Annotated in this window: 20 protein-coding genes and 1 tRNA gene; 10 read left to right on the top strand and 11 right to left on the bottom strand. The window is 40.9% G+C overall.

Annotation, left to right across the window (positions count from 1 at the left end):
• Positions 1–108: 108 nt before the first annotated feature.
• The 3 genes from PR800_RS17160 to PR800_RS17150 form a co-directional block, all read right to left on the bottom strand.
• Positions 109–912 carry a nucleotidyl transferase AbiEii/AbiGii toxin family protein gene (locus tag PR800_RS17160; RefSeq protein ID WP_229597499.1) on the bottom strand — a complete coding sequence of 268 codons (804 nt, stop codon included), beginning with the start codon at positions 910–912 and terminating at the stop codon, positions 109–111.
• Positions 881–1300, bottom strand: a complete 420-nt coding sequence (locus tag PR800_RS17155) for a DUF6088 family protein (RefSeq protein ID WP_166266154.1) — start codon at positions 1298–1300, stop codon at positions 881–883. Before PR800_RS17155 ends, PR800_RS17160 begins: the two co-directional genes overlap by 32 nt.
• Before the next feature lie 513 nt (positions 1301–1813).
• Positions 1814–1908, bottom strand: a tRNA-Sec gene (locus PR800_RS17150).
• A gap of 309 nt (positions 1909–2217) precedes the next feature.
• Here PR800_RS17150 and prlC point away from each other — a divergent pair.
• Entirely contained in the window at positions 2218–4260 is a 2043-nt protein-coding gene (gene prlC / locus PR800_RS17145) for an oligopeptidase A (protein WP_272531185.1), read from the top strand.
• A complete protein-coding gene (gene rsmJ, locus PR800_RS17140) occupies positions 4253–5023 on the top strand; it encodes a 16S rRNA (guanine(1516)-N(2))-methyltransferase RsmJ (RefSeq protein ID WP_102140154.1) in 771 nt (256 codons plus the stop codon). The genes prlC and rsmJ overlap by 8 nt, the downstream gene beginning before the upstream one ends.
• A gap of 83 nt (positions 5024–5106) precedes the next feature.
• Here the strand turns inward: rsmJ and gdhA are convergent, their stop codons facing one another.
• Complete coding sequence (gdhA, locus tag PR800_RS17135) at positions 5107–6441, bottom strand: NADP-specific glutamate dehydrogenase (protein ID WP_004263145.1); 1335 nt, start codon at positions 6439–6441, stop codon at positions 5107–5109.
• 267 nt (positions 6442–6708) lie between these two features.
• The gene (gene uspA / locus PR800_RS17130) at positions 6709–7143 is read right to left on the bottom strand and encodes a universal stress protein UspA (RefSeq protein ID WP_004263149.1); all 435 of its coding nucleotides are present in this window, start codon (positions 7141–7143) and stop codon (positions 6709–6711) included.
• A 451-nt stretch (positions 7144–7594) separates the two neighbouring features.
• Between uspA and uspB the strand changes: the two genes are divergently transcribed.
• Positions 7595–7930 (top strand): universal stress protein UspB, encoded by a 336-nt coding sequence (gene uspB / locus PR800_RS17125; RefSeq protein ID WP_102140153.1) that lies wholly within the window; start codon positions 7595–7597, stop codon positions 7928–7930.
• A 132-nt stretch (positions 7931–8062) separates the two neighbouring features.
• Here uspB and pitA read toward each other — a convergent pair whose 3' ends face one another.
• Entirely contained in the window at positions 8063–9553 is a 1491-nt protein-coding gene (gene pitA, locus PR800_RS17120; protein WP_102140160.1) for an inorganic phosphate transporter PitA, read from the bottom strand.
• Between the two features lie 375 nt (positions 9554–9928).
• Between pitA and PR800_RS17115 the strand changes: the two genes are divergently transcribed.
• Entirely contained in the window at positions 9929–11128 is a 1200-nt protein-coding gene (locus tag PR800_RS17115; protein WP_102140152.1) for an NAD(P)/FAD-dependent oxidoreductase, read from the top strand.
• Positions 11129–11632: 504 nt separating this feature from the next.
• Entirely contained in the window at positions 11633–12331 is a 699-nt protein-coding gene (locus tag PR800_RS17110; protein WP_166268263.1) for a pirin family protein, read from the top strand.
• Positions 12332–12399: 68 nt separating this feature from the next.
• Here PR800_RS17110 and pckA read toward each other — a convergent pair whose 3' ends face one another.
• From pckA to PR800_RS17090, 4 genes are all read right to left on the bottom strand, one after another.
• The gene (gene pckA / locus PR800_RS17105; RefSeq protein WP_272531184.1) at positions 12400–14019 is read right to left on the bottom strand and encodes a phosphoenolpyruvate carboxykinase (ATP); all 1620 of its coding nucleotides are present in this window, start codon (positions 14017–14019) and stop codon (positions 12400–12402) included.
• A gap of 203 nt (positions 14020–14222) precedes the next feature.
• Positions 14223–15095: an Hsp33 family molecular chaperone HslO gene (hslO, locus tag PR800_RS17100; protein ID WP_102140149.1), complete on the bottom strand. Its 873-nt coding sequence runs from the start codon at positions 15093–15095 to the stop codon at positions 14223–14225.
• A gap of 39 nt (positions 15096–15134) precedes the next feature.
• Entirely contained in the window at positions 15135–15545 is a 411-nt protein-coding gene (gene hslR, locus PR800_RS17095; RefSeq protein WP_272531183.1) for a ribosome-associated heat shock protein Hsp15, read from the bottom strand.
• A gap of 64 nt (positions 15546–15609) precedes the next feature.
• On the bottom strand, positions 15610–17703 hold the full coding sequence (locus PR800_RS17090; RefSeq protein ID WP_272531182.1) for an IgaA/UmoB family intracellular growth attenuator: 2094 nt from the start codon (positions 17701–17703) through the stop codon (positions 15610–15612).
• Between the two features lie 325 nt (positions 17704–18028).
• Between PR800_RS17090 and nudE the strand changes: the two genes are divergently transcribed.
• Positions 18029–18580 (top strand): ADP compounds hydrolase NudE, encoded by a 552-nt coding sequence (nudE, locus tag PR800_RS17085; protein WP_102140146.1) that lies wholly within the window; start codon positions 18029–18031, stop codon positions 18578–18580.
• Positions 18581–18736: 156 nt separating this feature from the next.
• Here nudE and mrcA read toward each other — a convergent pair whose 3' ends face one another.
• Positions 18737–21250 (bottom strand): peptidoglycan glycosyltransferase/peptidoglycan DD-transpeptidase MrcA, encoded by a 2514-nt coding sequence (gene mrcA, locus PR800_RS17080; RefSeq protein WP_166268257.1) that lies wholly within the window; start codon positions 21248–21250, stop codon positions 18737–18739.
• 116 nt (positions 21251–21366) lie between these two features.
• Between mrcA and PR800_RS17075 the strand changes: the two genes are divergently transcribed.
• The 4 genes from PR800_RS17075 to PR800_RS17060 are packed head-to-tail and all read left to right on the top strand — an operon-like array spanning position 21367 to position 24353.
• The gene (locus tag PR800_RS17075) at positions 21367–22206 is read left to right on the top strand and encodes a pilus assembly protein PilM (RefSeq protein WP_102140144.1); all 840 of its coding nucleotides are present in this window, start codon (positions 21367–21369) and stop codon (positions 22204–22206) included.
• Between the two features lie 3 nt (positions 22207–22209).
• Positions 22210–22755 (top strand): PilN domain-containing protein, encoded by a 546-nt coding sequence (locus PR800_RS17070; protein WP_102140143.1) that lies wholly within the window; start codon positions 22210–22212, stop codon positions 22753–22755.
• Positions 22748–23296 carry a hypothetical protein gene (locus PR800_RS17065; protein ID WP_272531181.1) on the top strand — a complete coding sequence of 183 codons (549 nt, stop codon included), beginning with the start codon at positions 22748–22750 and terminating at the stop codon, positions 23294–23296. Before PR800_RS17070 ends, PR800_RS17065 begins: the two co-directional genes overlap by 8 nt.
• Complete coding sequence (locus tag PR800_RS17060) at positions 23289–24353, top strand: secretin N-terminal domain-containing protein (RefSeq protein ID WP_231068892.1); 1065 nt, start codon at positions 23289–23291, stop codon at positions 24351–24353. The genes PR800_RS17065 and PR800_RS17060 overlap by 8 nt, the downstream gene beginning before the upstream one ends.
• The last annotated feature ends 306 nt before the right edge of the window (positions 24354–24659 follow it).

Genomic DNA, 24659 nt, shown 5'->3' with positions numbered 1-24659 from the left:
ATGCATAAAATATGAACAACAATATAGCATATTTAACAAAAAAATAAGGCCACCAGCAAATAGGTAGCAAGCACATTATTTTATGAAAAAACAATATACTACTATTATCTATATTCTTTCTTTGCAAGAAAAATATTCATGCATTTTTTCAGTCATTACCCACGGCGCTTTATTCAGTTTAATATCATCACAATACATTGCAAATCGTCTTAAAAGTGATAACACTTTTTCAGCAAGCGTTTCTGCAATATTAATACACTCGATATCAAAATCAGGGTAATTATTGCCTTTTATTAATTGCTGATAGAGATAATTAATCTTTAATTTTTTAGTCTCTAAATTAATGGGGCGATTTATCAGTTCAACCTTAATGCAGCTACGCAAAGGGTTAGCTCCCCCGCTACTGAAGTGCCCTTTATAGCTTAAATCAACATTATAATGGCGATGTTTATCATTAATTTCTGGATTTCCACCAGCTTTATCTGTGAGGTAGAAGCCAAGAACCTCAAGGTTTTTAGTAAGTTGATGATGGATATCTTTTAGCCGTGCTTTATCTGAAGGGAATTCTCTTTTTAATTTATAATTAGAAGGGACTTCTTGAAGAATAACTTTTATATCAATATCTTCTGACATTCGGTTAATTAAATTATAAGCCTTCGATAAGCAAGTACCACCAGCGAAAACAAACCTAACTGGTAAATCAATATTGATGGGTTCATTTGGTACTTTCTTACTTCTAGGATCAAATCCTTTCAACTGAGCTTCATGTACAATATGCAAGCTTGCCAAAACACGCAGAGCATCTGTTACATGGACATCTTTTTCTGCAACAAATGCAGGTAGCCCATTCAATAACCCTGCAGCCTCTGCATCTTGAATATCAGCAATTTGGTCTTCCGTAATTTTTTTCATATTGAACATTTCTACCTGAAACAGTGATGTTTCGAGATATTTTCCTTCCTGGAGTTCGAATTTGTAGCTGCATTGGGATTTGAGTCGTTTTACCTGCGTTATAATCCTTTAAAGCCTGTCCTTGAGTTACTTGAACATTAAGCTTTTGAAAGGTTTCCTCCACAACTGACTCAAATGGTGCTGCTACCGTCCTTTTACCTGCAAACCGATTAAAACGAGTTTTCGCATAAACACCTAAACTCACTCGAATGATAATACCCTCTTCAACAAGTGCCGCTAGCACTTTGCCAATTTGTGATTTACTGCCTAGATGCTCTAATTCTGAACGTAAAATCACAGTACCTTTTCTGTTGGCAATGGAGCGCAACAGCTTCTGTTTTAAAAACATAGTCGACTCCTTTTAAAAATAGGTAAACATAGTTTTATGTTAGCAAGTTTTTCATTAAAAACAATACATTATTTTTATATAATAAGATAATAAATGAGCCTTAATATCCATGTATTTATCAGTTAGCTAGTCAGCGTCTTATCTGATTTTATTCAGCAAAAATACAACTGCTTAAGGCACCTTTCGGTTGTAGTGGTCAACAAAAATTGGTCACCGTTTTAGAGTTTTCCCAATATAATCGTTCTGATCCATTGGTGTTAACCTCGAGATATAACCCCCCTCCATCGGTCATTTTATAGGGGGTTACCATTGGCCTTGAGGCCGCTACCTGGCGGGCGTAAGACTTCATTGTGGGGGCATCCAAAAAATAGGGAAAAATTATGCCCCCAATTTTGCCCCCAAACAGGGGTATAAACCAGTAAACATGGGGAGAATCAGACAGACTCCGAGATGATTAATCTTATTGATTTAAAAGGAAAATATAGACTTTGAGAGAAATTCAGAAACTGCGTTTGGCGGAAGATCACAGGAGTCGAACCTGCCCGGGACTGCTGGCAGCCCCAACTGGATTTGAAATCCAGCCGCCTCACCGGAGACGACGATCTTCCTCTATAGGTTGGAAAACGATTATAGACTGAATTCATTATTTTCCAAAGCATTGAAACTACAACTATTGCCTTTATTGATAAAAGCCAATAAAAACCCCATTTATTGATAAGCGTTAATAAGAAAAAACGTTAGATTGATATTGAGGTTTGTACATTTGCCCCCATATACTTTCTTATATTCGCAATGGCGTGCTAGTTCTATCACCCATAACATTGACCATATTTGGGTTTAAGTTCGCCATTTAACTTTTATTGTCAACACAGTAAGCCTTGGCCTACGAGCACAAGCCTGCAATCACAGGATGTTTTATGACAAATTCATTATTAGCCGATTCCGCACTACCCCGTTTTTCTACTATAGAGCCCGCGGATATTTTCCCCGCAGTCCAACACGTACTCAATGAATATCGCCAAACAGTAGAAAACCTGCTGAGCGCAGCGGATCAATATACTTGGGACAACCTGTGCCAACCTTTAGAAGAAGCCAGTGATAAGCTTTCTCGTGTTTGGTCGCCAGTCAGCCATTTACACTCCGTGAAAAACAGTCCAGAACTGCGCGAAGAGTATGAAAAATGTTTGCCATTACTGTCCGAGTTCAGTACTTGGATGGGGCAACATGAGCCTTTATATCAAGCATATAAATCATTAAAAGAAGGGGCTGAATTTAATTCCCTTAACCAGGCCCAACGTAAATCCATCGAAAATACTTTACGTGATTTTGAATTATCTGGAATTGGCCTACCTGCTGAAAAACAGCAACGTTATGGTGAAATTGTTGCACGTTTGTCGGAAATAGCGTCTAAGTTTAGCAATAACGTCCTTGATGCGACTATGGGTTGGAGTAAGCTCATTAAAGACGAAAAAGAATTAGCAGGCATGCCAGAAAGTGCAATTGCCGCAGCAAAAGCCATGGCTGAGTCAAAAGGTGAAGAAGGCTACTTACTCACCCTCGATATGCCAAGCTACTTACCTGTTATGACCTATGCTGATAACGCAGAATTGCGTCGTGAGATGAGCCATGCATATAGCACCCGTGCGTCTGACCAAGGCCCAAATGCAGGTAAATGGGATAACAGCGAATTAATTGATGAACTGATGGCGTTACGCCACGAACTGGCGCAATTATTAGGTTTTAAAAACTACGCAGAGAAATCCCTTGCCACCAAAATGGCCGAATCACCAGAACAAGTGCTGAATTTCCTCAATGATTTAGCTGACCGAGCTCATCAGCAAGGGGAAAATGAGCTGGCTGAACTGACGGCTTTTGCTAAAGAGCATTATGGTGTCGATACGCTTGAATCATGGGATTTAGCCTATTACAGCGAAAAACAAAAACAGCATAAATTCTCATTAAATGATGAACAATTGCGTCCATATTTCCCTGAACAACGTGTCCTAAATGGGTTATTCGAAGTTGTTCATCGTATCTATGGTTTAACCGCCAAAGAACGCAATGATGTAGAAACATGGCATAAAGATGTGCGTTTCTTCGAACTCTATGACGAAACCAACACTCTGCGTGGTAGCTTCTACCTAGACCTCTACGCCCGCGAACACAAACGCGGCGGTGCTTGGATGGATGACTGTGTTGGCCGCATGGTGCATAAAGACGGTTCATTACAAAATCCTGTAGCCTACTTAACCTGTAACTTCAATAAACCACTTGGCGATAAACCCGCACTGTTTACTCATAATGAAGTCACGACCTTATTCCACGAATTTGGTCACGGCTTACACCATATGTTAACGCAAATTGATGTTGCTGATGTTGCTGGGATTAACGGTGTACCATGGGATGCCGTCGAATTGCCAAGTCAGTTTATGGAAAACTGGTGCTGGGAGCCTGAAGCCCTCGAATTTATTTCTGGCCATTATGAGACAGGCGAACCATTACCAACAGAAATGCTCAATAGCATGTTAGCAGCAAAAAACTACCAATCAGCCATGTTTGTTCTGCGCCAGTTGGAGTTTGGCCTGTTTGATTTCACCTTGCATGCTGAATATGACCCAGCGAAAGGCGCGCAAGTCATGCCAACGTTATATGCAATTAAAGATAAAGTCGCTGTGGTCCCTTCACCAACATGGTCTCGCTTCCCACATGCTTTTAGCCATATTTTCGCAGGTGGCTATGCCGCTGGCTATTACAGCTACTTATGGGCAGATGTGCTTGCGGCAGATGCATACTCACGTTTCAGTGAAGAAGGCATCTTTAACCGCCAAACAGGCCAGTCTTTCCTCGACAATATCTTAAGTCGTGGTGGCTCAGAAGAGCCAATGGCACTGTTTGAGCGTTTCCGTGGTCGCAAACCAGAATTAGATGCCATGTTGAAGAGCTATGGTATTCATGGCTAATCGTATTGAGATCCAATTGATCTGTGAAGAGGGTGCCGATCCCGGCACTCTTTCTCAACTTTCTGAAAAATGGCAGCTTTCTCACACCCCTGATGCCGTTATGGCTGTTGTACTTACGCCTGAAAACTTACAACTACGTAAGCTAGATGAGCCTAAGTTAGGGGGGATCTTTGTCGACTTCGTCTCTGGGGCGATGGCCCATCGTCGTAAATTTGGTGGAGGCCGCGGTGAAGCTGTTGCCAAAGCTGTCGGGATCAAAAAAGATTACCTTCCCGATGTGATTGATGCCACTGCTGGCCTAGGGCGTGATGCCTTTGTTCTAGCCGCTCTCGGTTGCCATGTCCGTATGTTGGAGCGCCACCCTGTGGTTGCTGCCCTATTGGATGATGGTTTACAACGAGGCTACCAAGATGCAGAAATTGGCCCATGGTTACAAGAGCGAATGTCATTGATTCATGCATCCAGTATTACAGCACTGAGCGAGATAACCCACGCGCCTGATGTTATCTATCTTGACCCGATGTACCCTCATCGGCAAAAAAGTGCTTTAGTGAAGAAAGAAATGCGAGTATTTCAGTCATTAGTGGGAGCAGATGATGATGCAGATTCATTGTTAGCCCCTGCGATTGCTTTGGCTAAACGTAGAGTGGTTGTTAAGCGCCCTGATTACGCAGAGCCCCTTGCGGGACAAAAAGCGCCATCAGCGGTTACCACTAAAAACCATCGGTTTGATATCTATCCATGCATTAAAAGTAGCGAATAAACGTAACGGCGAAGGGCGTATGTACAGGTGAAATTATCAGTATGATACAGCCGCCCTTTCGCGTACGTTTTGAGGTCAGAGAATTACAACACACCCTGCCCAAGCATTGCATCAGCGACTTTTACAAAGCCTGCGATGTTAGCACCTTGAACATAGTTTGTTTGTTTCTCTTCGCCACCGAATTCCACACAGTGCTGGTGGATATCCAACATGATGTGGTGCAGACGAGCGTCAACTTTCTCTGCTTTCCAACCTAGGCGAGCCGCATTCTGTGCCATTTCTAGACCAGAGGTCGCAACACCACCTGCGTTAGCCGCTTTACCTGGTGCAAACAGCACTCCCGCTTCAAGGAACAGCTCCGTTGCAGGAATAGTTGTTGGCATATTAGCCCCTTCAGCCACCGCTTTAACACCATTTTTGATTAACACTTTTGCTGCATCCACATCCAGCTCATTTTGTGTTGCACATGGCAGAGCGATATCGACAGGCACATTCCATGGTTGCTGGCCTGCTAAGTAAGTCAAGCCAAACTCTTTTGCATACTCTTCAATGCGACCATAGTTGTTTTTGATCTCTTCCAAACGTGCGAGTTTTTCTGTTGTAAAACCATCTTCATCAACGACAGTACCGCTTGAATCAGATGCAGTAACCACTTTCGCACCTAGTTCCATACATTTTTCAATGGTGTACTGTGCAACGTTACCTGAACCAGAAACTGCGACACGCATTCCTTCAAAACCTAGGCCATGGCGTTTTAACATCGCATTGGTGAAATAAACCAAACCGTAACCAGTTGCTTCAGGGCGAATTAAACTGCCACCAAAGGACAATCCTTTACCAGTAAATACACAAGAAGTGTCATTAGACAGTTTTTTCATCATACCCGTCATAAAGCCCACTTCACGGCCACCCACACCAATATCCCCTGCTGGGACGTCAGTATTAGAACCAATATGGCGATAAAGCTCAGTCATCAATGCTTGGCAGAAACGCATCACTTCACCATGACTTTTACCTTTAGGATCAAAGTCAGAGCCACCTTTACCACCACCCATTGGTAATGTGGTCAGGGCATTTTTCAGTGTTTGTTCGAAGCCTAAGAATTTCAGAATGGATAAATTCACAGACGGATGAAAACGCATACCACCTTTGAATGGACCGATTGCAGAGCTAAATTGTACACGCCATGCGCGGTTGACTTGAACTTTACCTTGGTCGTCTACCCAACACACACGGAATTGAATTACACGCTCAGGTTCAACAAAACGTTCAAGTAATGCTTGGTCACGATACTTAGCATTTTGCTCTAAGAACGGCCAAAGGGAAGTGAATACTTCACGCACCGCTTGTAGAAATTCAGGTTGAGAAGGGTCTCTTTTTTGGACAGACTCCAAGAACGAAGATAGTGATTGTGTCATCTATGTCTTCCTTTTTAACATTGTAGTTGTTGTGATGTGCCTCACTCTTTCTTTTCATTATTTTTAGGAAATGTGAGGTTGATTTGCGTTTGCCTATTGAATATATCATTAGTTTGTATTCTAAATTCAAGGTTTTTTTTCACTCAATAGCAAAATAAATTGCTTGACCTGCCAATAACTCCCTCAAGATACATATTTTGAAACAAAAAAAACGCCTGCATAAGCAAGCGTTTTTAGTGAATAATATTTCAAATATAGTGATATGGATTATTCTTCATCATCATTTAGTGGCACAATCAACATATCCACATGAACGGTATTGATTAACTGGCGAGCAGAAGACATGAGCTTGCTCCAGAAATCTTGGTGGTGTCCACAGACGACTAAATCCATATTGTATTTTTTAATGGCATCGACCAGTACTTGGCCTAGGTCACCACTGCCACTGAGTGTTTCTTGAATTTCATAACCTGCACCCGCAGACAAATCCTTCAGAGCATTACGTGTTTCATCAGTAATACGTTGCTGCATGTCTCCAAGATTGACATCAATAAGACCGGTATAGAGGTCTGAATAGTTAACATCAACATGGATCATAGATACTTTGGCCCCGTAAGGTTTTGCCATAGAGACAGCCTTATCCAGTAATACTTTACTTTCAGGTGATAAATCTACCGCAACAAGAATATGTTTGTAAGCCATAAGTAAACTCCTTCCGAATGCTGATTATCTGGTGGTTATGCCTTCACCACATCTTTATGAATACTATACCTGCTAATTGTGATTATTAAGTGTTGCTTTGATCACATCTAAGCAGATTAACCTTAAAATCATCACTACATATAACATTTTATAAAACAATAACATCATTCATACAATATTAATATATTGCCCTAAAAAATTCGAGTTATGGGAAATATTTTAGCTTAGAAAAACAACAAAGTTGCACCGCAAACTGTGATACTAAAGTTCAACCATTCAGTTTTATTTTCTTCAATGAAAACAAAAAGTCATCACAAATTTGCGCTAACTGCACTTTTTTTAAACAGTAATTTATCCTACAATAAAATAACTGAGTATAAGTACAATTTTTCTGCTGTATTTCCTTTGCGACAATTGCTGTGAGCTTGAGCTAGGTTCTAAGGAGAGGATTATGTTCAGTATGATTGCATTGTTTTGGGCATTATGCATTTTGTGCATCTTAAATATGATGCGGTATTTTTCTTCCGTTCGTGTTTTATTGTCTATTTTAAGGGATTCAGACCCTCTGCTTTATCAATCCGTTGATGGTAATGGCTTTTTTACTACACACGGTCAACTGAACAAACAACTACGGTTAGTTCGATACATAAATAACAAACAGTACCTTGAACATTATGACCCTGAAGTTATTTTGCGTTGTGAGCGGATCCGCAAGCAATTCATGATGATAAGCAGGCTCAGCATTCTTGTTGTCGTGAGTTTAGTCTATTTATTGATAACGGGTTAATTGTAATTAGTGACTGACTAATGAAAAAATAGTGATGACCTTACGATCATCACTATTTTGTATATGTAGATTACTGTGTTCATGTAACTGTTAAAGGCTCCATACTCATGTATGAAGCCCAAATTAGTGCGACTAGATAAACAGCAGCGATAGCCAGTACAAACCACCCGATAACACAATGGACACTGGTAAAGTTAATAACCATGCTAACGCAATGCTTTTAATGGTTTTTGTTTGTACACCGCCACCATCGACAACCATCGTCCCCGCAACGGCAGAAGATAAAACCTGCGTTGTTGAAACGGGCATACCAGTATAACTTGCCACGCCGATAGACACCGCTGCAGTCACCTGAGCAGATACGCCTTGCGCATAAGTCATACCTTTCTTACCAATTTTCTCACCAATGGTCACAGCAACACGCTGCCAACCAAACATGGTGCCTAATGATAATGCTAAAGCAACCGCAATAATGATCCACAGAGGTGCATATTCAACGGTATACAGCAAATCATTACTGAGTTTTTTCAGTAAGCTGGCATCTTTCGAGCTTGTTTCTGGTAATTTCGCAACCGCATTAGCAGTATCAGAGATACACATCAGCAAACGGCGTGCGTGGTTACGTTGGTCTGGCGTCAGCTCTTCATAGCTTTGAATGCCATTTAGCATCGTTTGAGCTTGATTTAAAATAGCGCCAGTACGCGTGCTATCACAATGGAATTCGCCACCTGGTTCATCACTACTTTCTGCAACGACAGGCGCATTTTCTATTGCATGGTTTAACGCTGGTTTATGTGTTTCATAGTATTGTTGCAGGTGGACAACCGCATCATGCGTTTTTGCGATGTCATAACCGTTAGAATTCATATTCATAACGAAACCTGCTGGAGCAACACCAATTAGCACTAACATGATAAGACCGATGCCTTTCTGGCCATCGTTCGCACCATGGGAGAAACTTACCCCAACTGCTGACAAAATCAATGCAGTACGGGTCCAGAATGGTGGCTTACGCTTACCATCTTTTTTCTCACGTTCCGCTGGTGTTAAGTGAATGCGTCGACGTTTCTTTGTGCCACTCCAATAACGGCGCAAAAAGAAAATCATCAAACCGGCAATCACAAAACCGATAGCGGGAGACAAAATTAATGACATGAAAATACTGATCATTTTCGGTATATTCAAGGCATCAACGACAGACGAATCAGTCACAATCGCGTTGGTTAAACCCACCCCGATTATCGCCCCGATCAGCGTGTGCGAACTGGAAGCAGGAATACCGAAGTACCAAGTTCCAAGGTTCCAAATAATTGCAGCCAAGAGCAATGAAAAAACCATTGCAAGGCCGTGAGCTGAGCTCACATTAAGCAAGAGGTCTGTTGGTAAGAGATGGACAATTGCATATGCGACGCTCAACCCTCCCAGCAAGACACCAAAAAAGTTAAAAACCCCTGCCATGACAACTGCGAACTGAGCCCGCATTGCTCTGGTATAAATAACCGTAGCTACCGCGTTAGCGGTGTCATGGAAGCCATTTATAGCCTCATAGACCAGCACAAATAACAGTGCCAGAACTAATAATAGACCTGTATGAAATTCTAAACCTGTAAAAAGATGTAGCATAGACGTTAAGCCATTATATGTTGGACATGAACGCGGCGCATTATCAGTGACAAACGCTGGCGGTGGAAGCAAAATCTAACCTTTTTTTGATTTAACTACTCATCAAAAAAGTACCTCATGGCAATTACCCCATATTTTTCAATAAATTAAAGCAATCAAACTTATTCTGAATTTTTGAAACTTTTTAACGATATTTCCAGAAAATAATCGTTGTTTGCTTTTTTTAGACGAATTTCTCTAATTATAATACGTCCTGTATAGTTTTCATCAGTTCTTCCTCAAAGCTTTACATTACAATCCCGATGAGATGACGTAAAATATCCCGGTCATCAATGTAATTATGCTAAAAATCAAACATATATAGAGATACTTACTGTGAAAAATTTCGACGTTATTATTTTAGGTGCTGGCGCTGCGGGTTTATTTTGTGCCTCACACTCTGGCAAACGCGGTTTAAAGACGCTAGTAGTTGATAACGGGAAAAAATTAGGCAGAAAAATATTGATGTCCGGTGGTGGGCGCTGTAATTTCACTAATATGTACGCAGAACACAGCAATTACATTTCAACAAATCCACACTTTTGTAAGTCAGCACTTGCTCGCTATACACAGTGGGATTTTATCGCCTTAGTCGCTAAATATAATATTCCATACCATGAAAAAACCCTAGGGCAGCTTTTTTGTGATAATAGTGCACAAGATATCGTCGATATGCTGCAAAATGAGTGTAATTTACCGAATATAACAATAAAACTTCGCAGTGAAGTCACTGGTGTCGAAAAAACACCTGAGGGCTTTCTAGTCACGGTGAATGGGAGCCAAGTAAGTGCTCGCTCACTGGTTGTCGCAACGGGTGGGTTATCGATGCCAGGTCTTGGCGCCACACCATTTGGCTACCGCATCGCAGAACAATTTGGCCACTCGATTATTCCAACTCGTGCTGGCCTTGTCCCATTTACACTGCATAAGCCGCTTTTAGAAGCGCTGCAAGTCCTTTCAGGGATCTCGGTCGCGGCAAGCGTGACAGCTGCGGATGGGACGTTGTTTAAAGAAAATATTCTCTTTACCCATCGGGGCCTCTCTGGCCCTGCTATTTTGCAGATTTCTAGCTATTGGAACCCCGGAGAGTATGTGAGCATTAACTTACTTCCTAACCTTTCACTGAGCGACTTTTTAGCGGTAGAAAAGCAAAATCACCCAAATCAATCCTTAAAAAATACCCTTGCAAAATTATTGCCTAAACGACTAATTGAAATCATGCAAGCGCAAGGGCAAATCCCTGAGTGTGCCCTAAAGCAATTGAACCATCCGCAAATTGAAGCACTGCATAGCACGTTACATGCTTGGCAAGTTCAACCCAACGGGACAGAAGGCTACCGCACCGCAGAGGTGACTTTAGGGGGTGTTGATACCCATGAGATATCATCGAAAACAATGGGGTCACTGAAAACTGAGGGGCTATATTTTATTGGTGAAGTCGTCGATGTCACCGGCTGGTTAGGTGGTTATAACTTCCAATGGGCTTGGAGCTCTGCGGCAGCATGTGCAGAAAGCCTGCCTATTAACCCTAATTAATTTAAGGGAATTAATATTCGCGATGCCTTCTTGTTTGCATCCTTTTAACCGAATATCTCTTAATCCATTGAAAAATAATGGTTAATATTTAATTCCATAGAAATCATATAATTGCAGTTTTAATTATAAGATATATTATTTTGGTTAAAAATAATGCTTTACAAACGATAGTGATAACTATTATCATTATCATCACTTCCTCAATACGGTTACTTAGTCACCTATTGTAAGAAGTACGACATTGCTCACATTGCTTCCAGTGTTTACTTTAGCCAGCCTCGCGCTGGCTATTTTTTTATCTGCATCAACGGCTTAATTGGTTAAAATTCCCACATCATCATTTCCTATCCATTTTCTTAACTTATCTCAAACCTACTTATTCAAATTTTTTGGATCCTATGGTTAATGGCAGCTACTTTTCTCTTTTAGCAAAATGGTTAAACTGTCATCAATACATTTAGAGCGAGTTCAACCAAGGTTGGAATCCGTACAGGAGAGAACACGATGATCTATTTACGCAAAGCAAACGAACGTGGTCATGCAAACCATGGATGGCTCGACAGTTGGCATACCTTTTCATTCTCTAGCTACTATGACGAGCAATTTATGGGCTTTTCTGCGCTGAGAGTGATTAACGAAGACTTTATTGCTGCAGGCCAAGGGTTTGGAACACATCCCCATAAAGATATGGAGATATTGACCTATGTGCTCAATGGAGCTGTTGAACATAAAGACAGCATGGGCAATATGGAGCAAATCCCTGCGGGTGAATTCCAAATCATGAGTGCAGGTACGGGTATTCGTCATTCTGAATACAACCCAAGCAATGAAGAAGAGCTACATCTGTACCAAATTTGGATCATTCCTGAAAGAACAGGTATTGAGCCACGTTATGAGCAAAAACGGTTCGATTCCAAAGATGGCAAGCAATTGGTGCTATCACCGGATGCGCGTGATGGCGCATTGAAAGTTTATCAAGATATGGAACTGTGGCGCTGGGCATTGCCTGCTAATAAAACACACACTCATAGGATTGCGGATAAACGTGTCGTGTGGATCCAAGTCGTTAAAGGGGATGTTGAAGTGAATGGCCAAAAAGCAACCACCAGCGATGGTTTAGCCATTTGGCAGGAAACTGAACTCTCCATCAAAGCGAGTGAAGATAGCGAAATTCTATTGTTTGACTTACCAGCCGCAGAATAATCATTTTCACAACAAAAAAGGCTCTACCAACGTAGAGCCTTTCTGCTACTACCTACTCACAAAACCAATTACAGTTTTGGCCCTGCTTTCACCAGTGCCGCGCCTGCTGGAGTGTCCGTGTACTTATCAAAGTTGTTCACGAAACGTTCCGCTAAGTCTTGCGCTTTTTCATCCCACTGTGCTTTGTCTGCATAAGTATTACGTGGGTCAAGGATATTGGTATCCACACCCGGTAATGCTGTTGGGACTTCTAAATCGAATACCGGTAGTTTAATCATGTCTGCTTTTTCGATATCGCCACTTAAGATAGCATCGATGATGGCACGTGTATCTTTGATAGAAATACGTTTACCTGTACCATTCCAACCTGTATTCACTAAGTAAGCTTTCGCGCCCACTGCTTCCATACGCTTAACTAATACTTCAGCGTATTGTGTTGGGTGCAGTGATAAGAATGCAGCACCAAAACATGCAGAGAATGTTGGAGTCGGCTCCGTCACACCACGCTCTGTACCGGCTAATTTCGCAGTAAAGCCCGACAGGAAGTGGTACTGAGTTTGCTCAGGCGTTAAACGAGAAACAGGCGGTAACACACCAAATGCATCTGCGGTTAAGAAGATAACTTTTGTTGCATGGCCTGCTTTAGAAACAGGTTTTACAATGTTGTCAATGTGGTAGATTGGGTAAGAAACACGAGTGTTTTCTGTTTTTGAACCATCATTGAAATCGACTGAACCATCAGCCAATACCACCACGTTTTCCAATAACGCATCACGTTTGATAGCGCCATAGATGTCTGGCTCAGCTTCTTTAGATAGGTTGATCGTTTTTGCGTAGCAACCGCCTTCAAAGTTGAATACGCCGTCATCATCCCAACCGTGTTCATCGTCACCAATTAACTTACGTTTTGGATCGGTAGAAAGCGTGGTTTTACCTGTTCCAGATAAACCAAAGAAAATAGCTACATCGCCTTTCTCACCGACGTTAGCGGAACAGTGCATAGATGCAATGCCTTTTAATGGCAACAGGTAGTTCATCATAGAGAACATACCTTTCTTCATTTCGCCGCCGTACCAAGAGCCACCGATCAGTTGCATGCGTTCTGTTAAGTTGAACGCAACAAAGTTTTCTGAATTCAAACCTTGTGCTTTCCAATTCGGGTTAGTGCATTTCGCACCATTCATAACGATGAAATCAGGTTCAAAACCCACTAACTCTTCATCAGATGGGCGAATGAACATGTTTTTAACGAAATGCGCCTGCCATGCAACTTCAGTGATAAAACGTACTTTTAGACGCGTGTCAGCGTTCGCACCACAGAATGCATCAATGATAAACAAACGTTTACCTGACAGTTGTTCCGTCACTAAATGTTTGAGATCCGCCCAAACTTCTTGTGACATAGGTTTGTTGTCATTTTTACCTTTACCTTGGTCTGCCCACCAAACTGTATCGCGAGTCACGTCATCACGTACAATATATTTATCTTTTGGTGAACGGCCAGTAAAGATACCAGTATCAACCGCAACAGCACCTAAAGTGGTCACTGTTCCACGTTCATAACCTTCAAGTCCTGGCTTAGTTTCTTCCGTGAATAATAGCTCGTAACTTGGGTTATAAACCACTTCAGCTACATCATGAATACCGTACTTTTCAAGTTCCTTCAGGGTAATGCTTTTAGCGCTCATTATATTGCTCCTGGTAAACATAACTAATCTGCGGATGATCATAATTCTTTACGACTAATTAACAGCGATTGCTATCAAAGAATTGAAAATGTATAATTTTTTTTAATTCATAATGAGACTTAGAGCACGTAATAATGCTTTAAAATTATAAAAAAAAGGTGCAGAATTGCACCCTTGTCACATAATTAGGTTGCTAAATCGTATCAGTGAAGTTGCTGATTTAGCTCATTATTTAACCCTTGAAGATCAGATTCAATAAATACGTAGTGTGAGCCACAAAATTCACATTCCATATCAATTTTCCCATCTTTGTGCAAAATATCGATAACATCTTCCTTAGGTAAGGTGGCTAATGTACTTTCACAACGCTCCCTTGAACAAGTACAACGAAACTCGACAGATTGTGGGTCATATAGCGTGACATCTTCTTCATGATAAAGACGATGTAAAACCTCTTTCACATCCAATGTACTCAGTTCTTGGCCCTTAATCGTGGCCGTCAGTTGCACTAAGTGGTCAAAAAAGTCATGGCTTGTGTCATTTGCTGCTGGCAAAACTTGCAACAACATGCCACCTGCACTTGGTTTCCCATCCACTTCACCCACACGGATGAATAAACGGGTTGGTAATTGCTCTGATTGGCGGAAATAGGCATCAATGCTTTCTTCGATAGAATCCCCTTCGATCGCTACAATCCCTTGATAACGTTCACCTTGACTCGGTGTAATAGTAATCACTATAAAGCCGTTACCAACCATCTGTTTCAGGGTGCTACCTGCAACAACCGGGCCATCTACACGTGCAACACCACGCATCTGTTGTAAATTATTACCGTTGATAACCGCCAAATTAACAGGGCCATCACCTTGAATTTGGACAGTAATATCGCCATCGAACTTCAACGTTGCCGTTAATAAACTGGTTGCAACAAGCAACTCTCCTAGCAAACCTTTTACCGCTGTTGGGTAGTCATGGTTTTCTAAAATATGTTCAAAAGTTTCATCAACACTAATCATTTCTCCACGAACGGAATGTTGTTCAAATAAAAAACGGTGGAGTGAGTCTTGGTTTGCCATAATATCTCTCTATTGCTCTGACTGTTGCTCAGGCCGTCATTAAGACGACTCATGAGAATTTGTTTGTTTAAACTTTAACAGAGTACGCCGTTCTTTCTTATCTGGACGTCGCTCTGGATGTGGCATCGTAAGTGCGTTCATCTTACGTGCTTGTGCCATTTTCTCTCGTTGCTCAATACTTTCTACGGTTTCACTGTACAGGGACTGTGCTTCCGGTGCACCTTTGCGCTGGCTGCTGATCTGCATGATTTCAACCGTACGTTCATCATTACCTTGCCGAAGTTTAACGACCCCATGCAGCTCAACAATTTTCCCAGGCTTAGTTCTTTGCCCATTGTAATGGACTTTACCGCCTTCAATCATTTCACGGGCGACGGCACGCGTTTTATAGAATCGCGCAGCCCACAGCCATTTATCAAGGCGAACAGGTTCTATAGTGGATTGATTCATGGGGCCTCCTCGACATAAGTCTGAATCAAACTAAGAAGAGGCTCCCTCTATTTTCGGGATGATACTATCGACGATAGGGAGGGGGATTAGCCTCAAAGCATTTATCATAATATTCTGTGATATTACGCAAACGCTTCTTATTATTCAAAACACGTAGCACAATCAACGAACCATTTAACAGCGCACACACCAACAAAAACAGTATAAAAAGCGCACTACATATATACTGAGATACCACTTTTGCATTGGGTTCTTCATGCAACACAATCTGCAATGTGCCATTGGCATCTACGGATAAACGAGTAATAACCCCTTCAATATTGAACGGTGTATTGATCAGAAGATTTGATAACCTTTGCAGCTCTTGCCAGCGCTGTAATGGCGATTGCTCATTAAAAGAAATTCCCGGTATCGAATCGACTAAAGGCTTATTTTCATCACTAATTAATAAAACACCGCCAGGGGGCGGACTATTAATCTTGCGCACTTCTCTGTCTATTTCTGTACTGATAAAATCATATATGGTGTCTTCCACGATGTTTTCCAAGGCCTCAGCACTGCCTGCACGTAATAAAACATGAGCCCCTTTTAATTTCCCCGCGGACGCTTTTTTTACTAAAGTAGGCCAATCCTCTGTACTTCCTAGGTTAGTCAGCGCATTTTTTAGTTTTAGGCAGTTATCAGAATTATGGCACAGTTGCTCTGTTCCCATAATAATAGCTGAAAAATCAAAGATAATATTCATCCCTGATTTCATAATATCGCGCTGTAATCTTGGGTTAACGCCTACCGAGTTTTTATCTGGATGCAACTGGCTTTTGACGGTATCAAGCAATGTTATTGAGCGCTCAACAACTTCCGATTGAGGCTCGGTCAATAAACTAACATCATTCCAATAAATACCTGAGCAATCAAACGGCACAAATTGTGCTTGGTTTTCTTTATTCAAATTTGGAGGGCGGTAACACATCCCTTTCCCTTGGGCAACTAATGTATCCCCAATTTTTATTGGCCGAGAAACAAGATCATTAGGGCTATCAACCTTAATTTTCTCTGTGCCACCTAACCAAGCAAAACCGAGTTTTATCGGTAACCCCATCAGTTGATAGGCAAATATCAGAGTCATCGTTAACAATGCCCCAACTAACATCAATACATTCTTTTTGAACCGCTTGTATGGGTAATAACGTTCTTCTTCATGCAAAGAAAGGTACTTGCCGTGCTTAACTACCTCACCAGTCGTATAAAAATCAATATTAACAGCTTGATTCTCTTCGTATTTTAAATAATTTGCCCAATGACTGGGGTAGTACAAGTCAATACCTGCAATAGACGTATTCGTGGAATATTTTTTATCAAGCTCACCATAGAGTTCCCAGCGCTTTGGCTGACCGTGAATACATTGAATATCTTGATATTTTCGAGGAAACATCCTAGAGCGAAAGAGAACAAGTAACCCAATAACAAACGTAATCATGGTAATCACTAACCCCGATTCCTGTAATAACGGAATTGAAACGAGGGTTAAATAACCAAATAAAAAACTCAGGCAAATAATTGCGGCGCCAAGCCAACCTGTAGAATGGTGTAACCTATGCTCTTCAAGCGTCTCTTTACGAACTTTCAATCGCTCAATACTATGTTCACCACGTTCTTGAATCGCCGCATCAGACCATGTTGAGTCGCTTGGTACACCTGTTTGCCATTCACCACTGAAATCCTTCAACGAATGGCTGTTCATTGAAATGATCAAGGGTAAGTGGTCAGTTTCTACAATCTCCATGACATTTTGGCGTTGCAAAAAAGGTTCAAGCTGCGAAGGGAGCTGAACCTCAATGGTATCAATGAAATAGCGCCAGCTATTCCCCTGTTCTTGACGTAAGTTAAAACGCGTTAATGAATGACAAACCGTGGCAATTATTGAATTTTTTTTGATTTGCCATGGATATTGAGAAGTATTTATTGATATAGCAGCGCAATAATTCAAATACTGGGAGATGGTTTGGTAATCTGAATCAATCATTTTCCTAAATGATGGTGACGCAACAGAAGGTATTTGATAGACGCCAGAACGCCGCCCCCGCCTAAAAAATAGGAAGGAAGCCATTATAGTTAGGCTAATAACAATTATAGCCGTTATAATGACATGGTTCAGCATTGTTTCCCCAATGAAAAATGAATAAGAAAAGCATATCAGCCCTCACACTTCCTAAAAATAAGCCGATTCCTATTCTATTTGTGGTTTTTGTTTTAAATTACAACACCTTGTAAAAAATGTTTTATTTATTTACCCATATTATTTGTTTGAGCCGATTATACTAACAGCATTTTATCTACTCGATAATATCTATCATTTTATTTTGATATAGGTCATAGTTGTATGATGATTTCAAAATACAGACCGAGCTAGATAAACTGTGTCCTGTAAATCAATGAAATAGGCTTTTAGCAATAGATTTTACTCATCCTGTTCGGAAATCGTTATGACAGAGTTAAAAAAACCTAAAATCTTGAATATTCAAGATGTTGCTCAATCAAAATTATTCAGCATTCAATCAGTTGACCTCGAATTTAGCAATGGTGAAAAACGAGTCTATGAAAGAATGCGGCCCGCAAAACGCGAAGCGGTTCTTATCGTTCCTATCATGGGTGATAACCTCATTCTCATTCGCGAATACGCTGTCGGGATTGAAAGCTATGAATTAGGCTTTCCCAAAGGTGCTATCGACCCCGGTGAAATCGCCATTGAAGCAGCCCAGCGTGAACTCAAAGAAGAAATTGGTTATGGCGCTAATCACATTGTTCAGCTCGCCAAACTGACAATGTCACCCTCATACTTTTCGAGTAAAATGAATATTCTTATCGCTCAAGACTTATACAGCGAAAAACTCGAAGGAGATGAGCCTGAGCCTCTACAGCAAGAACTATGGCCAATATCTCGAATGATGGAATTACTAGAACACCCAGATTTCAACGAAGCTCGGAATATTAGCGCACTTTTCTATCTAGAACGTTACTTAAAAAGTATTAAGTAAAAATACGTTTTATTGTATCAGCGGAATGTTATTTCCATAACCCATCATATGTGTGGCTATGTAACCCACTGATATATTAGTTTTCTCTATAGAAAACACCCCATGTTTAAAATCAACAATGGGGTGCTAATGGTGAAAACTTAGCCAACAATAACGTTAAAATAACTCTTGGCTAACCCCACCTTCCGTAGAAATTGTCGTACCCACCTCTTGAACTGCATGTTCTTTCGGTTCAGTTCCTTCAATAAAATACTCACGGCGGGAAGAACCTAATTGACCTGTTCGGCTATCAATGGATACAGAAATAACCCCCTTAGGCGGCTTCATTGTTTTGACTGGCACCCCGGCCAAAATTGACTTCATAAAGTCGTCCCACATTGGTTGTGCGCTTTTCGCGCCAGCTTCACCGCGGCCTAATGTACGCCTATTATCATCAAAACCTATCCATGCAGAAGCAACAACATCTGGGCCATAACCAGAGAACCAAGCATCTTTCGAGCTATTCGTGGTTCCTGTTTTCCCACCAATATCACGCCGACCACCTAAGTCTCTCGCTGCACGCCAACCAGTACCAGACCAACCGGGCTCACCATAGATATTGGTCATCATCGCATCCCTAATTAAGAATGCGAGTGGGGTATTAATCACATGAGGTGCATATTGGTCAGCGGAGCTCCCATTTAGGTCAGCTGCCGTTGTTAGCTCCATTGTTGGCTCTTGTATCACCGTATTGTCGGACTGTGTCACTTCTTCGGTAGAATCATCATCAATACCTTTGCTCGCAATAGTGCGCTCGGTATCCCCATAAATCACAGGAATATCCGTGCAATCAGGGCATGCTATTTTAGGATTGGCTTCGAAAATAACCTCATCATTATGATTTTCGATCTTCGAAATATAGTATGGGTCAATCAAATACCCGCCATTGGCCATGACGGCATACCCACGAACCATTTGCATTGGTGTAAATGATGGTGCACCTAACGCTAATGCCTCTGTACGGTTAATATTTTCCGCTGGGAAGCCAAAACGTGTCAGATAATCAGCGGCATAATCCACGCCCATGGCTCTCATTGCTCGAACCATCACGACGTTTTTTGATTGACCTAAACCTTGGCGCAACCGAATCGGTCCATCATATCGAGGTGGTGAATTTTTAGGACGCCAATCAGAACCAGCGCCCGCATCCCAACGGCTAATCGGCACATCATTAAGTAATGATGACAAAGTCAGGCCTTTATCCATCGCGGCTGTATACAAGAAAGGTTTAATATTCGAACCCACTTGTCGCAATGATTGGGTGACCCGGTTGAATTCACTCATATTGAAGTCAAACCCACCAACAAGTGCAATAATTGCACCGTCATTTGGGTTTAAGGCAACAAATGCCGCATTCACATCAGGTACTTGCCCTAACCACCAGTTATCTTTAACTTTTCTAACCCAAATTTGCTCACCCACCTGCATGACTGCGTTTACAGCTCTTGGCGCGGCACCTTGTTGAGTATCTGAAATAAATTTACGCGCCCAACGCACTCCGGTCATCGTAATAGGGATTTGCGAACCATCAGCTAACATCACTTGTGCTTCTGAAGCGGTGGCAGATGTGACGACAGCTGGCATTAAAGGACCATAGGTAGGCATTTTTTTCAATTTTTCGACAATCTGCTCTGCTGTCCAAGCGGTTTCATTCTGTTTCCATAAAACCTCAGCAGGGCCGCGATAACCATGACGCGTATCGTAGTCGATCAAATTATTACGAACTGCCGTTGTGGCAGCTTCCTGATCTTTACGGATCACCGTAGTGTAGACTTTATATCCATCGGTATAGGCATCTTCGCCATATTTATCAAACAGGGTTTGACGCGCCATTTCAGCTAAATACGGTGCAGAAAAATCGATTTTCGGCGCATGATACGAAGCCACTATTTTTTCATTTTTTGCTTGTTCATACTGGTCTTGAGTAATGTACTTTTCCTCAAACATACGAGAAAGGACCACATTACGACGGCTTACCGCACGATCATAAGAGTACAGCGGGTTAAATGTAGAAGGTGCTTTTGGTAAACCCGCAATCATCGCAATTTCACTGAGGGTCAACTCATCCACTGTCTTACCAAAATAAACGTATGCAGCCGCCCCGACGCCATAAGCACGGTTACCTAAATAAATTTTATTCAGGTACAGCTCCATAATTTCATCTTTAGTAAAAAGCTGCTCAATGCGAATAGCCAAAAATGCCTCTTTAGCTTTACGCATCAAGGTTTTTTCAGGACTTAAATAAAAGTTTCTCGCGAGCTGCTGCGTGATCGTACTCGCCCCCTGGGAGGCGTGACCAGATGATGCCATTACGGTAACTGCACGGAAAATACCAATAGGATCAATCCCATGGTGGTCATAAAAACGGCTATCTTCAGTGGCGATAAACGCTTTTATCATTAAAGGAGGGATTTCGGCCAGCGGCAAAGGAATACGACGTTTTTCCCCATATTGGGCAATCAATTCGTTATCCGCACTGTATACCTGCATTGGAATTTGCAGACGAATGTCCTTCATTGTTGCTACATCAGGTAACTCACCTTCAACATATTTATACATGCCATAAATCGAGGCGGTTCCCAAAAAAATGCAACAGAAAACAAGAATAAAAAAATATTTTACGAACTTCACCGGAAAATTCCCATGCTCGACTAACAAGAGGGTTTAGATATCACTAACACACAGTATAAAGCTTATACAGCACAATAGAAAACGTAATTTATTTGTTAATGATAAGGAAATTAATTATGTATACATCAAAATGGAACATTGGGATCGACCTATATCAAGATAGAATACAGCTAGTCGCTGCAAAGCGGCGCAGACAATATTGGCACTTATGTGAATGTTGGCAACAACAATTACCATTCGAGCTGACGGATAGTTCTAGCCATGAACAATATAAAATTTTACTGAATATTTTATTACAATGGCGTCAGAAATTACCTAAAAAGTGTTCTGTCTCCTTCGCATTACCCGCTGTTCGCACAATAAAACAACAAATTTCATTACCAAGTGAAATCAATTTACCACAGCCAGAACTCGGTTGGTATTTACAATCTCAAGCTGAAAAACGTTTTGCTATGCACGCCCAAGAGCTAGTTATCGACTATCGTGTCATCAAGCAACAAGTTTATTTTAATGGGGCTCGCCAGTCAGATATTACTTTTTGGCAAAACCTACTTACAGAAAGCGGGTTCAACCTGCTGGCTATTGATGTCGCCCCCATAGCTTTACGCTATGTGGCAAGAAATGCGGGTTTACCCGATGAATGTTGGGTTGTTCATTATCGTCAAGGTGAATGGCTTTGGTCAGGGCCAATTAGCCAGCCAGCGAATTATAACCATTTGCAAGATACCGATATCCCAACAATTTCTCATTTACTGCCCTTTCTTGATCAAGAAAACACCTCTCCCGCCTCACCTATCTACCTCATTACAGACCATCAGCATACTCATCGTACTGCTGAGGCAGCTCATCTCTGGGAATTACGCCAAGCTTTTCAACAGAGTAATATTAAATTACCCCAATTGCTGGGAGATTTTGTGATTGCGGCTGGTCTTGCTTTACGTCATGGAGATATTTAACTGATGGAACTATACCAAGTTAATTTTCTCCCTTGGCGCCAACGGCAAATAAAAAAGAAGATCCGAGCGTTTTTACTTTTTTGTTCTGTGATTTGCTGCTCGGTGATTACAGCATGTGTATTTTTATTTATTTTTCAACATATTGAGATAGAAGACCTAAAAAACAGAAAGCATAATAACCAACTGCAATACGAACAGATACAACAATTAACATTGCAAATCACAGATCAACAAACACAAATTAATCGTTTAATGAACCAAAAAAGAAAGATAGATAACATTATGGTAAATAACCAATTTTTACTTGGTCTCTTACAAAATCTTTCAACTATAACTCCCCCCAGAAGCTGGCTAACAAATCTACAGTTAATGAATAACAAAATAGAAATCAAAGCTAACAGCTATGACTTTCAAGATATCAACTCGCTCGGCCTACAACTTAAAAATCATCCTGGTTTGAGTGACATTCAATTGAAAAAAATCAGCCGAGTGAATCAGTTAAACCGTTTACATCTAACAGCCAAATATCAAGGGGGCCTCGATGAGTGAATCAACACATTCTTTTTGGTATCGCCCATTTTGGCAACAAACTCTACCTGTTTGGTTCTTAATTGCGCTTTGTATCTCAATGGGGTATTTTTTACACTGGAAGGAAAATCAAAATAAAATCATGGAATTAGATACTGAAAACCTGAATTTAATTGAAGCCATCGCAAAAGAAACAAAAATCATCTACCGCTCACCTTCATTACAACAGCTTGAAAAACAAGCTCAATTGTTAAAACAATCCGTTAATATTCAAGAAGCGCCTCTTGAATCCCTTGCGCAGTTAAATACCTTACTCTCACATTCATCTGTCACACTTAACCAGTTACAACCAACTGATATCAATACCTATTTCATGGAACTTCAGGGCACTTTCATTCCTATTTATCACGTTATAGAACAGCTTCTTACCCTTCCTCAAACACAAAAATGGCATTTCCATGATATAAAAATATATTTAAAACAAGGGATTATCGTTACCGCCATCTCATTTTCATTATTCAACAACTCTCTCGCTATCAAGGATGATAACCATAATGAATAGTTCACTAATTAACATTCCCAAAGTGATTGTTGTGGGGCTCTTCTTTCTATTTTCATTTTTAGTCTCTGCCGAAGAGATTCGAGATCCCTTTGCACCACTAACGCCACCTTTTACAACAGAAAATCACCTCAACTCAGAGACAGTAGTCGCACCAATAACACCAAATAAAACATCACTAACCGAAAAAATATTTAAATTAGTCTCAATCAATGTCGAAGAAGTTCATCATCTATTAAAGCATTCAGGTACTTCGTTATTATCAAAAAATGCATCTATCCATCACGATATCACGACAAACAGTCTCATTATTAAAGATAGTCCAGAGCGGTTAGCACTGATTGATGAGTGGATAAAACATAAAGATAAGCCGAATAAACAAGTGCAAATCACCGCACATATCATTAGTAGCAGCCGAACTGCATTACAAGAATTGGGTTTAGAGTGGGGAATGATGACAGGGGGAAATCTGACCACTAATCATTTAAATCGCTACAACCGTTACTCTTCAACATCAGGGCAATTTTCCTTCAACGTTCTTAGCCTTAGTGATGGTTTACTTGAAATGAAACTAAAAGCATTAGAAAAAGAAAATCTGCTTTCTATTATTGCAAGTCCTCGCTTAGTTGCTTCACATCAACAAGCCGCAAGTATTCAGCAAGGTACAGAGATCCCCTACGTCACCAGTAGTGAAAAGAAAACTCACGTACAATTTAAAGACGCTGTACTGGGGATGGATGTCACACCTTCCATTGCACGTGATGAAAAAATTGAGTTAATCCTTAAAATTAGCCATAACTCGCCTGATACGGCACTCACGAGCAGTCAACATCATCACTTGGCCATCAATAAGCAAGAAATCGCCACAACCGTCACCATCAAAAATAACGAAACCCTTATTCTTGGGGGGATTTTTCAGCAAAAACAAGAAAAAACAGAGATGGGGTTACCTTTTTTATCCCATATCCCTTTCTTAGGGGCATTATTTACAAATACGGCAGAGCATACAGATAAGCGTGTCCTTATTGTTTTTATAACACCAAAACTTATCAATATTTAATATGGGGAAAATAACACATATACTTCAACTAGTTGAATACGCAATAAGTCAAAGATGACAAAAAAAAATATTTTTTATGCCATAAACCTACCGGATAAATTTGACGCTGGCGTCGTTTTAGCATACAAGGTTATCCATTGAGTGTTCTAACTATCCGTAGATTAAAGAACAAGCTGTCAGTCGCTTATAAAACAGCCACAATTAATGTTGCTCTACACTTAACAGAAATAGCTAGCTAATACTAATAGCTAAAAACTGTTAAAAACCATGATAAACAAGGCATTAGACAACATAGACGGCTCAAAT

This window comes from Providencia sp. PROV205 (assembly GCF_028479505.1).
GTDB classification, from domain to species: domain Bacteria; phylum Pseudomonadota; class Gammaproteobacteria; order Enterobacterales; family Enterobacteriaceae; genus Providencia; species Providencia huaxiensis.
The sequence above is the reverse complement of the archived record's forward strand: the minus strand, read 5'-3'. Positions and strand labels throughout refer to the sequence as shown.